The organism is Paraburkholderia phosphatilytica, from assembly GCF_003443895.1.
GTDB classification, from domain to species: Bacteria; Pseudomonadota; Gammaproteobacteria; order Burkholderiales; family Burkholderiaceae; genus Paraburkholderia; species Paraburkholderia phosphatilytica.
Window position 1 is genome coordinate 121065 of record NZ_QQOA01000012.1, and the last position, 13952, is coordinate 135016.

The 13952-nt window shown below is 62.8% G+C and carries 11 protein-coding genes and 2 tRNA genes; 4 read left to right on the top strand and 9 right to left on the bottom strand.

From position 1 onward, the window contains the following. Positions 1-87: 87 nt before the first annotated feature. A complete protein-coding gene (locus DVS29_RS15455; protein ID WP_118181338.1) occupies positions 88-774 on the bottom strand; it encodes an ABC transporter ATP-binding protein in 687 nt (228 codons plus the stop codon). A 166-nt stretch (positions 775-940) separates the two neighbouring features. On the opposite strand from DVS29_RS15455, the gene DVS29_RS15460 reads away from it, so the two are divergent. Together DVS29_RS15460 and DVS29_RS15465 are read left to right on the top strand one after the other, a co-directional pair. Continuing rightward, a complete protein-coding gene (locus DVS29_RS15460; RefSeq protein WP_420816112.1) occupies positions 941-1579 on the top strand; it encodes an arylesterase in 639 nt (212 codons plus the stop codon). A 122-nt stretch (positions 1580-1701) separates the two neighbouring features. Next, on the top strand, positions 1702-2052 hold the full coding sequence (locus tag DVS29_RS15465) for a hypothetical protein (RefSeq protein WP_118181340.1): 351 nt from the start codon (positions 1702-1704) through the stop codon (positions 2050-2052). 163 nt (positions 2053-2215) lie between these two features. On the opposite strand, the gene DVS29_RS15470 is transcribed toward DVS29_RS15465, so the two are convergent. From DVS29_RS15470 to tig, 8 genes are all read right to left on the bottom strand, one after another. Then, on the bottom strand, positions 2216-4147 hold the full coding sequence (locus DVS29_RS15470) for a SurA N-terminal domain-containing protein (RefSeq protein ID WP_118181341.1): 1932 nt from the start codon (positions 4145-4147) through the stop codon (positions 2216-2218). Positions 4148-4249: 102 nt separating this feature from the next. Then, positions 4250-4326: transfer RNA gene (locus tag DVS29_RS15475), tRNA-Asp, on the bottom strand. Between the two features lie 61 nt (positions 4327-4387). Beyond that, positions 4388-4463 (bottom strand) — tRNA-Val (locus DVS29_RS15480). A gap of 102 nt (positions 4464-4565) precedes the next feature. Then, complete coding sequence (locus DVS29_RS15485; protein ID WP_007585907.1) at positions 4566-4838, bottom strand: HU family DNA-binding protein; 273 nt, start codon at positions 4836-4838, stop codon at positions 4566-4568. A 408-nt stretch (positions 4839-5246) separates the two neighbouring features. After that, positions 5247-7670 (bottom strand): endopeptidase La, encoded by a 2424-nt coding sequence (gene lon, locus DVS29_RS15490; RefSeq protein WP_118181342.1) that lies wholly within the window; start codon positions 7668-7670, stop codon positions 5247-5249. Between the two features lie 182 nt (positions 7671-7852). After that, positions 7853-9124: an ATP-dependent Clp protease ATP-binding subunit ClpX gene (gene clpX / locus DVS29_RS15495; protein WP_118181343.1), complete on the bottom strand. Its 1272-nt coding sequence runs from the start codon at positions 9122-9124 to the stop codon at positions 7853-7855. A gap of 190 nt (positions 9125-9314) precedes the next feature. After that, positions 9315-9968, bottom strand: coding sequence for an ATP-dependent Clp endopeptidase proteolytic subunit ClpP (gene clpP / locus DVS29_RS15500; protein ID WP_118181344.1), 654 nt, complete (start codon positions 9966-9968; stop codon positions 9315-9317). Positions 9969-10120: 152 nt separating this feature from the next. Beyond that, positions 10121-11467 (bottom strand): trigger factor, encoded by a 1347-nt coding sequence (tig, locus tag DVS29_RS15505; protein ID WP_118181345.1) that lies wholly within the window; start codon positions 11465-11467, stop codon positions 10121-10123. A 425-nt stretch (positions 11468-11892) separates the two neighbouring features. On the opposite strand from tig, the gene DVS29_RS15510 reads away from it, so the two are divergent. Both DVS29_RS15510 and DVS29_RS15515 read left to right on the top strand, forming a co-directional pair. Next, positions 11893-13038 (top strand): glycerate kinase, encoded by a 1146-nt coding sequence (locus DVS29_RS15510; protein WP_118181346.1) that lies wholly within the window; start codon positions 11893-11895, stop codon positions 13036-13038. Between the two features lie 435 nt (positions 13039-13473). Beyond that, positions 13474-13926 (top strand): MarR family winged helix-turn-helix transcriptional regulator, encoded by a 453-nt coding sequence (locus DVS29_RS15515; protein ID WP_118181347.1) that lies wholly within the window; start codon positions 13474-13476, stop codon positions 13924-13926. Positions 13927-13952 lie beyond the last annotated feature (26 nt).

Consider the following 13952-nt stretch of genomic DNA (forward strand, 5'->3'; position numbering starts at 1 on the left):
GATGGTCTGACGGCCGTTTCCGTGTGATGCGGAGACGGCCGTCGTGCTTCTGCGTTGTGCTTCTGCGTTGTGCTTCTGCGTGGCGTGTCAGGCCACGCGCCCTGCTTCGATCGTGATGATCGAGTCGCAGCGGCGCGCGAGTTCGATATCGTGCGTGACGAGAATCAGCGTCGCGCCATGCGAGCGGTTCAGCTCGAACATCAGGTCGATCACCGCGTGCCCCGTGGCCGCGTCGAGGCTGCCGGTCGGCTCGTCGGCGAACAGGATCTCGGGACGCGTGACGAACGCGCGCGCGAGCGCAACGCGCTGCTGCTCGCCGCCCGACAGCAGCTTCGGATAGTGACGCGTGCGCTGGCCGAGACCCACCTGCTCGAGCAGCGACCGCGCCCGCGCCGCCGCATCGCGCGACGCCATCCCGCCTTGCAGTTCGAGCGGCAGCGTGACGTTTTCCAGTGCGGTCAGATGCGGCATCAACTGGAACGACTGGAACACGAAGCCGACCGAGCCGTTGCGCAACGCCGCGCGCTGGTCTTCGCTCATCCCCGTCAGCTCGTGGCCCAGCAGCCGAACCGAGCCTTCGCTCGCGCTGTCCAATCCGGCAAGCAGACCGAGCAGCGTCGACTTGCCCGACCCCGACGCACCCACGATTGCAATGCTGCTGCCCGCATCGATCGTCAGATCGATATGATCGAGGATCGTCAGCTCGCCCGTGGCGTCCTTAACCCGCTTGCACAAACCCCGAACTTCGATGACTGAACCGGTTTTCTTTTGCATAGGGATGGGTCGATTGGAGAGACGGCCGGACGAGACGCCGGCTGCTCGACGCATCGTAACCGTTCGCCGCGCATTGCGCCGTGTCCGCGACATGTCGCGCTGGCTGGGCGGCTTTTTCGTTGCGCGCTCAGTTGCGCTCGCGCTGACTGTTTTCGTCGGCGCGGTGATGTGTCAGACGACACAAGCGGCGCAAGCAGTGGCGATGCCCGCCGCGGCACCAGGCGCCGCGCCGCCCGCGATCGTCGTGCTCGGCGACAGTCTTTCGGCTGAGTATGGCCTCAAGCGCGACACAGGCTGGGTCGCGCTGATGCGCCAGCGGCTCGCGAGCGAGCGGCTCGATTATGGCGTTGCGAACGCAAGCATCAGCGGCGACACGACGAGCGGCGGACGCGCGCGTCTGCCCGTGTTGATGCAGCGTTTGAAGCCCGCGATCATGATCATCGAACTCGGCGCGAACGACGCGTTGCGCGGCGTTCCGCTCGCGACGACCGAAGACAATCTGCGCGCGATCATCCAGCAGGCGCAGCAGGGGCACGCGAAGGTGATGCTGATCGGCATGTATGTGCCGCCTAATTACGGCCCCGACTACACCCAGAAATTTCACGCGCTGTACACGCAGATGGCACAGCAGTACAAAGTCCCGCTCGTGCCGTTTCTGCTCGCCGGCATCGAGAACAATCGCGCACTTTTTCAGGCCGACCAGATTCATCCGAACGAGCAGGCACAATCCGCGCTACTCGACAATGTGTGGCCGACCCTGAAACCTTTGCTGGCCACATCAGGGAAGCCCGGTCAAGCGCGCTGACATCCTGTTGCTCAATCGCCGGTCCTGTTTCGCTATCGCCGGAACACTCCGCGGCTTCCCCGATCCGACACTGACGCCAATCGTGTAACGCTCGTATCGAGCCGAATCTGGAGGAAGAAAACGTGAAATCCTTACCGTGGATGGGACTCGCCATTGCAATTTCTGCCTATGCGACGACGGCAAGCGCAGCCGGGATGAATGTGCAATCGGTTGGAACGAGCCAGCAACCGCCGGCGGCGGTCGCGCAGTGCATCGCGCACAAGTGGGCCGACGCGTCGCAGCAGCAGGTCGTGTCACAGGCCGTGATGGCCAACGATGCCGCCGTGGACGTCTACATGCCGGGTCAGCAGCCGCCGAACGGTTCCGCGGCGATGGTACGGCCCGCGCGTCAAGGCAACGGCACGTGGGTCGGCTATCGCGCCGGCGGCGCGGGCGGCACCGATGCGACGAGCGGGATCAGTGCGTGTCTGTGATGCCTGAATGAGGGTGATGCGGCGTGTGAGGCGATCGTCATCGCGCACGTGACGATGCTCACGCGTCTGGTCATGCCGCACATATAGAAATGCCCCGCTGCTTGATGGCGGGGCATTTTCGTTCGTGGCCTGCTGCTTGTGGGCTGCTTTGCGCGTGGCGACGTTAGTTGCTGTCGCCCTGCGCGGAGCCGAGCGAACCGTAGTACTTCACCTTCGAACGCGCGCGCAGCGCTTCGACGTACGCTTCAGCCTGCGACTGCGCTTCGACCGAAGCGATCTGCTGCTGCGCGGCCGCGAGACGCTGCGGATCCGCCGGTGCCGCCGGCAACACCGAGTTCACGCGGTAGATCGCATAGCCGTCGCTGCCGAGATCGACGCCGACGTACGCGGGCAGCTTGCCGCCATCGGCCTTGAAGATCGCGCTGAGCGCCGCGGGCGGCACGCCCTGCGCGTTGTTGCGCGACACCTTCACCGCCGACGAGAAGCCCGTGGTGGCCTTCGATTTTTCCAGCGCGGCCAGTTGCGCGGCACCGTCCTTGCGCGCGAGTTCCGCGGACTGCTCGGCGACGTACTTCTGGCGCACCGCGTCCTTCACCGCATCGAGTGCCGGCACGGCGGACGGCTTGTAGTCCGTCACGCGCGCCGAGATCAACGCGTTGTTGCCGAGATCGACCGCCTGGATGTTGTTGTGCTGCTTGAGCGAATCGTCCGCGAACACGGCCGCGAGGAACTTCGCGTTGTTCAGCGGGCTATCCGGCGGCAATGCGCTGTTCGGCGCCGGCGTAACCGTGGCGGTCTGGACCTGCAGCTTGTACTTGTCGGCTGCCGGTTGCAGGCTCTTCGACTTTTCGTAGACGAGCGACGTGAAGCCATCCGCATCGTCCGTGTACGACTTCGTGGCCAGCTGCGTCTTCAGGTCTTTCGCGATCGAATCCTTCACGTCGGCGAACGGCTTCGTGACCGCCGGCTTCACGTCCGTCACCTTGACGATGTGATAGCCGAAGTCCGACTGGATCACGTTACTGATCTCGTCCTTCTTCATCGCGAACACGGCGTCGTCGAACGCCTTGCCGCCCGCGATCATGCCGGGACCGAAGTAGCCGAGGTCGCCGCCCTTCGATGCCGAACCCGGATCCTGCGAGTTGTCCTGAGCGATCTTCGCGAACTGGTCCGGATGCGCCTTCACTTCGGCGTCCAGCTGATCGGCCTTCTGCTTCGCCTTCTCGCGATCCGCCGGGCTCGCGTCTTTCGGCACCGCGATCAGGATGTGGCTCGCGCGCACTTCGCCTTCGGTGCGGTAGTGCGCGATGTTGTCGTTGTAGTACTTCTGCAGGTCCGCGTCCGACGGCGTGACGCCCGCCGCAAGCGTGGCCGGCGACAGCACGAGGTACTGGATCTGCGCGGTGGCCGGCGTCGCAAAGTCGCTCTTGTGCGCGTCGTAAAACGCCTGCAGCTGCGCGTCGGTAGGCTGGACCTTCGATGCGTAATCGGCCGGGTGGAACGCGAGACCCTGCACTTCACGCTGCTGCTCGGCGAGGTCCGTCAGGTTCTGCGCGAGCGACTTCGGCGTGAACGCGCTCGACACGATGCTGCCCTGCAGTTGCTGCAACGAGAGCGAATAGCGCATGCTTTCGTCGAACTGCTCGGGCGTCATACCCATCATCGCGAGCGTCTGCTTGTAGCGGTCGAGGTCGATCGAGCCATCCGGATTCTTCGCCGACGCGACGATGCCGCTCGACATCTCGGCGCGGCGCACCGCGTCGTCCGATGCCGTGAGGTGCAGGCGCTGCGTTTCGTCGGCTACCACGCGCTGGTCGATCAGGCCATCCAGAATGTCCTTGCGATGATCGGGCGTGTCGATGATCTTCGGATCGAACTGCGCGCCCAGCATCTGACGCGCCTGATCCAGTTGCTGACGCATCCGGCTGTCGAAGTCGGCGCGCGTGATCTTGTGACCGTTGACGCTCGCAACGTTGGCGCTTTCATCGAAGAAGCCGCGGAAACCCTGAATACCCACGAATCCCAGTCCAGGCAGGATCACGAGGACCAGCATGAACATCATCAGGCGTTGGTGATTGCGAAAGAAATCGAGCATGCGTGAAGAGTGCCCCGAAACGGCTTTGGCCAAAAACGAATCGCACGATATTACATCAGCGCGCAATAAAAAAGGCGAACCGGAGTTCGCCTTTCGAAATGCTGGCGGAGTGGACGGGACTCGAACCCGCGACCCCCGGCGTGACAGGCCGGTATTCTAACCGACTGAACTACCACTCCTTGTTTGCAGCGAGCCCGCCATGCATGACCGCATGCCGCTCACCGCGGGCGAACCTGAAGCTGGTGGGTGCTGAGAGGCTCGAACTCCCGACCTACGCCTTGTAAGGGCGCCGCTCTACCAACTGAGCTAAGCACCCGCTTCGCGGTTCTTGTCACTAACGCTTTTACTAACTTTCACTGCCTGAGTCGAATCGCTTTCACGCATTTTTATGCATCAGGATTCTCAAGCAGCGAGCCCGCTAGTTTAGCGCATCTTTCAGTGCTTTGCCAGGCCTGAATTTGGGCACCTTCGCTGCCTTGATCTTGATCGCGGCGCCGGTGCGCGGGTTGCGTCCCGTGCGAGCGGTGCGCTTACCGACGGCGAACGTGCCGAAGCCGACGAGCGTCACCGAGCCGCCCTTCTTCAACGTACCTTTGACACCGCCGATGACGGCATCGAGTGCGCGACCCGCCGCTGCTTTCGAGATATCGGCTTGTTGTGCGATGTGGTCGATCAATTCCGTTTTATTCATTCCAGCCCCCGAGAATGTTGTTGGGCAATCTTGAACGCGCTTGCGCGCAGCCAGGAAACGACACGGCGGCTAGCGCCGGGCCAGCTAATTAGAATGGGCCGAAAGATCACTGTCAAGACGGGTTCAGCCTTATTCCACGCGGGTTTCCGGCCGATTTAATACCAAACTTTTCATGCTGGAAGGAAGCGCTTCGCGCGATCTATGCTCGCCAGTCGACACGGAAACGATTGCGCGTTGCGTCCGCTTCGATTTTTATGGCGATCGCTTGCCGGCTGGTGCGCTGTGCGGCGTACGTGGCCAACCGTACGTAGCCCTGAAAATTCGGGCGCAAAAAAACCCGCGGCGCAAGCCGCGGGTTGGTTCGGAGGCCGATGCAGCGCGCCGGTCGGCGCGCGCAGCAGATCCGCTTCAGTGCTTGACGACGTCGCTCGCGCCTGTGTCTTTCGACTTCTCGGTCACGGCCGGCGCATCCGCCTTCGGTTCCTCTTCCGGCAACGCCTCCGGCGTACGTTCGAGCGCGAGTTCGAGCACCTTGTCGATCCAGCGGACCGGCACGATTTCGATCGAGTTCTTCACGTTGTCGGGGATCTCGGCGAGGTCCTTCACGTTCTCTTCCGGAATCAGTACGAGCTTGATGCCGCCGCGATGCGCCGCCAGCAGCTTCTCCTTCAGCCCGCCGATCGGCAGCACTTCGCCGCGCAGCGTGATTTCGCCCGTCATCGCGACATCGGCGCGCACCGGAATGCCCGTCAAGACTGACACCAGCGCCGTGGTCATCGCACCCCCTGCCGACGGACCGTCCTTCGGCGTCGCACCTTCCGGCACGTGAATGTGGATGTCCTGCTTCTCGAACGCCTCGTCCTTTATGCCGAGACGCCGCGAGCGCGAACGCACCACCGAACGTGCCGCTTCGACCGATTCCTTCATCACGTCGCCGAGCGAACCCGTGCGGATCACGTTGCCCTTGCCCGGCATCACCGCCGCTTCGATCGTCAGCAGATCGCCGCCCACTTCCGTCCACGCAAGACCCGTGACCTGACCGATCTGGTTTTCCTTCGCGGCCAGACCGAAGTCGTACTTACGCACGCCGAGGAACGTGTCGAGGTTGCCGGCATCGACCTTCACCGCGCCCTCTGCCTTCTTCAGCAGCAGCATCTTCACGACCTTGCGGCAGATCTTCGACACTTCACGCTCGAGCGAACGCACACCCGCTTCACGCGTGTAGTAGCGGATGATGTCGCGCACCGCGGCTTCCGCGACCTCGATCTCACCCTGCTTCAGACCGTTGTTCTTGGTCTGCTTCGGCAACAGATAACGCTGAGCAATGCTGACCTTCTCGTCTTCCGTGTAACCCGACAGGCGGATCACTTCCATCCGGTCGAGGAGCGGCGGCGGAATGTTCAGCGAGTTCGACGTCGCGACGAACATCACGTCCGACAGATCGAAGTCCACTTCGACATAGTGATCGGCGAACGTATGGTTCTGTTCCGGATCGAGCACTTCGAGCAGCGCCGACGACGGATCGCCGCGGAAATCCATGCCCATCTTGTCGACTTCGTCGAGCAGGAAGAGCGGATTGCGCACGCCGACCTTCGTCAGGCTCTGCAGGATCTTGCCCGGCATCGAGCCGATGTACGTGCGACGGTGACCGCGAATCTCGGCCTCGTCACGCACGCCGCCCAGCGCCATGCGCACGAACTTGCGGTTCGTTGCGCGCGCGATGGACTGACCCAGCGACGTCTTGCCCACACCCGGCGGCCCAACGAGGCACAGGATCGGCGCCTTCACCTTTTCGACGCGCTGCTGGACCGCGAGATACTCGAGAATGCGTTCCTTCACCTTCTCGAGACCGAAGTGGTCTTCGTCGAGCACGCGTTCCGCATTCGAGAGGTCGTTGTTGACCTTGCTCTTCTTGCGCCACGGCAGCCCGATCAGCGTGTCGATATAGTTGCGCACGACCGTCGCTTCCGCCGACATCGGCGACATCAGCTTGAGCTTCTTCAGCTCGGCGTCGGCCTTCTTCTTCGCTTCCTTCGGCATGCGCGCGGCGGTGATGCGCTTCTCGAGTTCCTCGAGGTCCGCACCCTCTTCGCCTTCGCCCAGTTCCTTCTGGATCGCCTTGACCTGTTCGTTCAGGTAGTACTCGCGCTGGCTCTTCTCCATCTGGCGCTTCACGCGGCCACGGATGCGCTTTTCGACCTGCAGGATGTCGATCTCGGCTTCGAGCTGCGCGAGCAGATGCTCGAGGCGCTCGATCACCGGGAACATCTCGAGGATGTGCTGCTTCTGGTCGAGCTTCAACGGCAGATGCGCCGCGATGGTATCGGCCAGACGACCCGCTTCGTCGATGCCCGACAGCGAGGTCAGGATCTCTGGCGGAATCTTCTTGTTGAGCTTCACGTATTGATCGAACTGTGACACGATCGCGCGGCGCAGCGCTTCGGTTTCAGCGCTGTCGGCGTGGTCGGGTTCGAGCGGCATCACGTCGCATGAGAACATCGATTCCTGTTCTTCGATCGACACCGTTTTCGCGCGCTGAAGGCCCTCGACCAGCACCTTCACGGTACCGTCGGGCAGCTTCAGCATCTGCAGGATGTTCGCGACACATCCTACTTCGTACATGTCTTTTTCGGTCGGCTCGTCTTTCGCCGCAGTCTTCTGCGCGACGAGCATGATGTGCTTCCCACCTTCCATCGCCGCTTCGAGCGCCTTGATGGATTTCGGACGGCCCACGAAGAGCGGAATCACCATGTGCGGAAAGACAACGACATCCCGCAGCGGCAGCAGCGGGAGCGTGATCATTTCCGGCGGGAGGAGTTGGGTTCCTGACATTTCATTTCCCCATGAGTGGAATCAGTTTGTTCGGTAGTTAAGGCCGCGGGTACGGATTGCAAGCCTACGCGTGTGGGAAAAGTTCAGTGACACCAAAAACGATCCGTCGTAGCCACAATATAACGAAAAAGCCGTTCACGTCTCCATGAACGGCTTTTTTTGCAAAAAGCTTTAGCCGATCATCAGTTCGAACCGGCCACCTTCGGGGCGTCTTCGTAGATCAAGAGCGGCTTGCCGTCGCCATCGATCACGTTGTCGTCGATGATGACCTTGCTGACGCCTTTCATTGCCGGCAGTTCGTACATCACATCCAGCAACGCCTGTTCCAGAATGGAACGCAGCCCGCGCGCGCCGGTCTTGCGGCGGATCGCCTTGCGGGCCACCGCCTGCAGCGCCGCCGGGCGGATTTCCAGTTCCACGCGCTCCATCGCGAACAGCTTGTGGTACTGCTTCACGAGCGCGTTCTTCGGTTCGACGAGGATCTTCATCAGCGCCGCTTCGTCCAGCTTGCCGAGCGTCGCGACCACCGGCAAACGGCCGATCAGTTCGGGGATCAGACCGAACTTGATCAGATCTTCCGGCTCGGTTTCGCGCAGCACTTCGCCGGAATCGCGGTCCTGCTTGCTCTTCACGCTCGCGCCGAAGCCGATACCAGTCTTTTCCGTACGGTCGACGATGACCTTTTCCAGGCCGTCGAACGCGCCGCCGCAGATGAACAGGATGTTGGTCGTATCGACCTGGATGAAATCCTGGTTCGGATGCTTACGGCCACCTTGCGGCGGCACCGACGCCATCGTGCCTTCGACGAGCTTCAGCAGGGCCTGCTGCACGCCTTCGCCCGACACGTCGCGGGTGATCGACGGGTTGTCCGACTTGCGGCTGATCTTGTCGATTTCGTCGATGTAGACGATGCCGCGCTGGGCCTTGTCGACCTCGTAGTTACAGTTCTGCAGCAGCTTCTGGATGATGTTCTCGACGTCCTCGCCGACATAGCCGGCTTCCGTCAGCGTGGTCGCATCGGCGATCACGAAGGGAACGTTCAGAAGGCGTGCCAGCGTCTGCGCGAGCAAGGTCTTGCCGGAACCCGTGGGTCCGATCAGCAGGATGTTGCTCTTGGAGAGCTCGACGTCGTCTTTCTTGTCGAGATGCTTGAGGCGCTTGTAGTGGTTGTACACCGCCACCGCGAGGATCTTTTTCGCGCGTTCCTGGCCGATCACGTACTGATCGAGGATTTCGCGGATCTCCTGCGGACTGGGCAGATCGGACTTCGACAGCCCGGCCTCGGTACCGGCCCCTGCTGCTTCATCGCGGATGATTTCGTTGCACAGGTCGATGCATTCATCGCAGATGAATACCGACGGGCCGGCAATCAGTTTCTTCACTTCATGCTGGCTCTTGCCGCAGAACGAGCAATACAACAGCTTCTCGCTGTTCGAACCTTTTTTGTCCGCCATAGATGTATGAGCCTCCGGACACTCGAATTACATGATACGCCGTTTGCCCCGGTGTCACAGATGGGTTGCCGGATCAAATAGTGGGACGGCGCTAGCCGCGGGCGCTCAGGATATCGTGCCGATTATTTCACAACGCTTCCCTTCAACGTACGCGCCCTTTTTGAGAGTGCGTACGCGGGCGGGTGCCAGATCAGGGACGCTTGTGCAGTACCTGGTCGACGAGGCCATATGCCTGCGCATCGTCGCCGGACATGAAGTTGTCGCGATCCGTGTCGCGCGCGATGCGTTCGACCGGCTGCCCCGTGTGGTGCGCGAGCAGCTGGTTGAGACGTTCCTTCAGGTACAGGATTTCACGCGCCTGGATTTCGATGTCGGACGCCTGGCCACGCGCGCCGCCAAGCGGCTGGTGAATCATCACGCGCGAGTTCGGCAGCGCGACGCGTTTGCCCTTCGCCCCCGCTGCGAGCAGGAAAGCACCCATGCTCGCGGCCAGCCCCATGCACAGTGTCGACACATCGGGCTTGATGAACTGCATCGTATCGTAGATCGCCATACCGGCCGATACGGATCCACCCGGACTGTTGATGTACAGGCTGATGTCCTTGTCGGGGTTTTCGCTCTCGAGGAACAGCAGCTGCGCGACGACAAGGTTCGCCGTCTGGTCGTTGACTTCGCCGACGAGAAACACCACGCGCTCTTTCAGGAGGCGCGAGTAGATGTCGTACGAGCGCTCGCCGCGGCCGCTCGTTTCGACGACGATCGGCACGAGTCCGAGCGCCTGCGCCTCGAGATCCCGGGACATCTGGGAAGACAACGTGTCCATTGATTGAGCGCGAAAGGTCATGCAATCGGTCCTTGTCAGGATGGGTTCTTGAACGGTCGAACTGGACGCCGCCGTCATTCTTTTCGCAAACGGACGCGATACTTTCGCATGTCCAAAAGAAAAACGGCGCGCAGGCCGTCGCTCCGACAGCCGGCACGCCGTTGCAGCGCCGCTTACGCCTGCGCCGTTGCGCTTGCCAGTTCCTCGAAGCTCACCTGCTTGTCCGTCACCTTTGCCTTGCCGAGCACGAAGTCGACGACGTTCGCTTCGACCACGTACGCTTCCATTTCAGCAAGGCGTTGCTGGTTCGAATAATACCAGCGGACGACTTCCTTCGGGTCTTCGTAGCTCTTGGCGAATTCGTCGACTTCGGCGCGGATCTGCTCCGGCTTCGCCTGAAGATTGTTCTCCTTCACCAGTTCTGCAAGTACCAGCCCGAGCTTCACGCGACGCTCGGCCTGTTCCTTGAACATCTCGGCCGGGATCGGTGCGCTCGCCGCGTTCGGCACGCCGCGCTGCGTCAGGTCCTGGCGGGCCATCTCGACGAGACGTTCCTGGTCCTGCTCGATCAGCGCGTTCGGCACGTCGAGTTCGGCGATCTTCAGCAGCGCGTCCATCACCTGGTTCTTCACGATGGACTGCGTGCGGCGCTTCGCTTCGCGCTCGAGGTTGTCCTTGATTTCGGCGCGCATCTTCGTCAGGTCGCCGTCAGCGATGCCGAGCGACTTCGCGAATTCGCCGTCGATTTCCGGCTGGTGCGGCCACTCGATCTTCTTCATCGTCACGGTGAACTGCGCCGTCTTGCCGGCGACGTCCTTGCCGTGGTAGTCCTCCGGGAACTTCAGGTCGAATTCGCGCGATTCACCGAGCTTGAGGCCCGTTGCCGCCTGTTCGAATTCCGGCAGCATGCGGCCTTCGCCGAGCACGAACGCGAAGTCTTCCGCGCTGCCGCCCTGGAACGCTTCGCCGTCGATCTTGCCGACGAAATCCAGCGTGACGCGGTCGCCTTCCTTCGCGGCCGTGTCCGCGCCGCCGTCGCCGTGCTCGCCGGCTTCGCCGCGCGCGTGGTAGTGCACGCGCTGCTTGCGGAGGATATCCAGCGTGCGGTCGATTTCCGCTTCGCTGATGGTGGTCGTGGTGCGCTCGATCTCAGCCGTGGCGACGTCGCCCAGCTTCACTTCCGGGTAGACCTCGAAGGTCGCGTCGAACGAGTAGTCGCCTTCCGCGACTTCCGACTTCGGCGCGAAGCTCGGCTGGCCCGCGACGCGCAGGTTCTCGGCGCGGCTGATGTCGAAGAATTCCTTGCCGACCTTGTCGCTCAGCACTTCGGCTTCGACCTGGCCCGCGTACTGTTGCGTGACCATCTTGAGCGGCACCTTGCCCGGGCGGAAACCCGGCATGCGCACGTTCTTCGCGATCTGGCGGATACGCGTGTCCACTTCCTTCTGCACGGCATCCTTCGGCAGGGAAATCGTCACGCGGCGTTCGAGCTTGCCGAGGTTCTCAACTACGTTTGCCATGGCTTCAATCGTCCTAATATTTTCGAGCGAATCAGTTGCTGGATCAGGTTTCTTGCCTTGCCGCGGTTCGATTCCGGCGCCCGGCGTGGCTTTCGCCGTCAACACTCGGACCGCCCGCACACGGTTTGGGTCAAAAGAGCCGAGTATTTTAGCAAACTATTGGTCCGGTCAACGCCGATTCCAGTCAAACAGCGGTCGAACTGCACCGGATACGGGTTTTTCCGGGGATTTCCGGCCGTTTTTTGACGGGAAACGGCTGCGCCCGAACCATCCCGGTCATGCCGCCGAACGTATCCTGCGGCCCGCGATGTACTGCTAAGCTGAGCGCCCACACTACGCTCCCGCGTCGCCCCGGGAAGACGCAGACGCGTGGAGTTCGCGGCGTCGTATCCACCGATATCCATCAATCCTCTGAAGGAGACACCATGACGAATCCGTCGTCCGCACCCGTCGTCGTGATCGCACCCGATTCCTTCAAGGGCTCGCTCGAAGCGGATCAGGTGGCCGAAGCCATCGCGCGCGGCGTGCGGCGCGCGCGTCCGGAGGCCGAAGTGCGGCTGTGTCCAATGGCCGATGGCGGCGAAGGCACGCTCGACGCGATGCTCTCGCGCGGCGGCGAACAGCGCGAGCTGATCGTGCGAGGCGCGGCCGGCCGCGTGCGCAACGCGCGCGCCGGCATCCTGCCCGACGGCAGCGCAATCGTCGAAACCGCGGAGATCGCGGGCATCACGGACCCAGTCGGCATGGCCGTGCCGGTCGACACACGCGACACGCTCGGCATGGGCGAAGCGATCCGCATGCTGCTCGACGCCGGCGTGCGCCGCTTCTATGTCGCGCTCGGCGGCAGCAGCACCAACGATGGCGGCGCGGGGCTCCTCGCCGGACTCGGTCTGCAGCTCTTCGACGCGGCCGGCGACGCGCTCGAACCGACGCCGGCCGCGCTCGGCCGGGTTGCGCGCGTCGACGTTTCGCAGCTCGATGCGCGGCTCGCCGAAGCGTCGTTCACCGCCATGTCGGACGTCGACAATCCGCTCACCGGCGAGCACGGCGCGACCGCCGTCTTTGGTCCGCAGAAAGGCGTGCGTGCGGACCAGGTCGATACGATCGATGCCGCGCTCGCGCATTTCGCCGACGTGCTCGAAGCCGCGCTCGGCCGTCGCGCGCGCGACCTGCCGGGCGCCGGCGCGGCGGGTGGACTCGGCTTCGCGCTGCACATGCTCGGCGCGGCGTTCGAACCGGGCGCGGAGGTGGTCGCGCGGCAGATCGGACTCGACGCCGCGCTCGCGGGCGCCGACTGGCTGATCACCGGCGAAGGCCGCTCCGACGTGCAGACGCTGCACGGCAAGGCGCCGTTCGTCGCGTGCCGGCATGCGGCCGCGGCCGGGGTGCCTGCCACGCTCCTGTCCGGCGCAGTCGACCCGGCCGCGCTGCCAAGATTGTCCGAATATTTCAGCGGCTGCTTCTCGCCGGCACCCGGGCCAATCACGCTGGAAGTCGCCATCCGCGACGCCGCGCGTCTGCTCGAGAACGAAGCCGAGCAGTTGACCTGCGTGCGCTACGGACATCGCTGACGCCGGCACATATTTCGCTCACCGCACCAAATTGCATCGCGCCGGCGCACCGGTTGATTCCGGCAACGCGGCGCCTGCGTCAAGAGTCCAAAGCGGTGCCCACAGCGGCCAACGCAGCGAAGTGCGCAACGCATTCACGCGACGGCTCGAGCGGGAGCGCTTCCACTCCATCATCCAGCACCGCCTTCGCGCCACAACCACCTCGTGTGTGATTCTCAATCGCAGCACACGGTGCACGCGCGATACCTCAGAAATTGCAATTCTTTAGATGCTTATTGCAACGGCTGCACAACGATGCCGATGCAACGTTTCCCGCAAAGCGCCGTCCCGTCTGGCTGAGCGAGGACTTCGGGTTGATCTGGCGTTGACCGGCCCAGCAGTTGCGGCAACAATCAAAATGCCGCAACCGCCCTTCACTCCCAAGCGGGGTCGATCATGAAAGGTGCTGCCAAAGCTGGGCTCGATCAGTTTCTGACGTATCGACTGCACGTCCTGAACAAACACGCGGACCGCATCATGGGCGAGCGATATCGGGAGAAGCTCGGCATCACGCTCCCCGAAGCGCGGGTCATTGCGGCGGTCGGCACGTTCGGGCCGTTTTCGATCATGGACCTGGCTCGCCATGCGAATCTCGACAAGAGCCAGGCAAGCCGCGCCGCCGAAGCGCTGATCCAGCGCGGCATCGTGCAACGTCGCACGAGCGACGACGACGGCCGCATCGTGCTCGTCTCGCTCACAACGACAGGACGGGCCCTGCATCGCAAGGTCATGCCGGTCGCGCGACGCTGGAATACCGATCTGTTCAACTGCCTCAACGACGCGGAAAAGACAGCGTTCGGCAATGCGCTCGAACGCGTGATCGATCATATGTTTGCGCGCGACGAATGAGTTGCAGTTCGACGGCAGCTTCGTCG

Excerpts from the sequence above, each read along its gene's own strand:
- lon (WP_118181342.1), bottom strand. The coding sequence starts at position 7,670 with ATGTCAGGAACCCAACTCCTCCCGCCGGAAATGATCACGCTCCCGCTG.
- DVS29_RS15510 (WP_118181346.1), top strand. The coding sequence starts at position 11,893 with ATGACGAATCCGTCGTCCGCACCCGTCGTCGTGATCGCACCCGATTCC.
- DVS29_RS15515 (WP_118181347.1), top strand. The coding sequence starts at position 13,474 with ATGAAAGGTGCTGCCAAAGCTGGGCTCGATCAGTTTCTGACGTATCGA.
- DVS29_RS15485 (WP_007585907.1), bottom strand. The coding sequence starts at position 4,838 with ATGAATAAAACGGAATTGATCGACCACATCGCACAACAAGCCGATATC.
- DVS29_RS15460 (WP_420816112.1), top strand. The coding sequence starts at position 941 with ATGTGTCAGACGACACAAGCGGCGCAAGCAGTGGCGATGCCCGCCGCG.
- tig (WP_118181345.1), bottom strand. The coding sequence starts at position 11,467 with ATGGCAAACGTAGTTGAGAACCTCGGCAAGCTCGAACGCCGCGTGACG.
- DVS29_RS15455 (WP_118181338.1), bottom strand. The coding sequence starts at position 774 with ATGCAAAAGAAAACCGGTTCAGTCATCGAAGTTCGGGGTTTGTGCAAG.
- clpX (WP_118181343.1), bottom strand. The coding sequence starts at position 9,124 with ATGGCGGACAAAAAAGGTTCGAACAGCGAGAAGCTGTTGTATTGCTCG.
- DVS29_RS15470 (WP_118181341.1), bottom strand. The coding sequence starts at position 4,147 with ATGCTCGATTTCTTTCGCAATCACCAACGCCTGATGATGTTCATGCTG.
- clpP (WP_118181344.1), bottom strand. The coding sequence starts at position 9,968 with ATGACCTTTCGCGCTCAATCAATGGACACGTTGTCTTCCCAGATGTCC.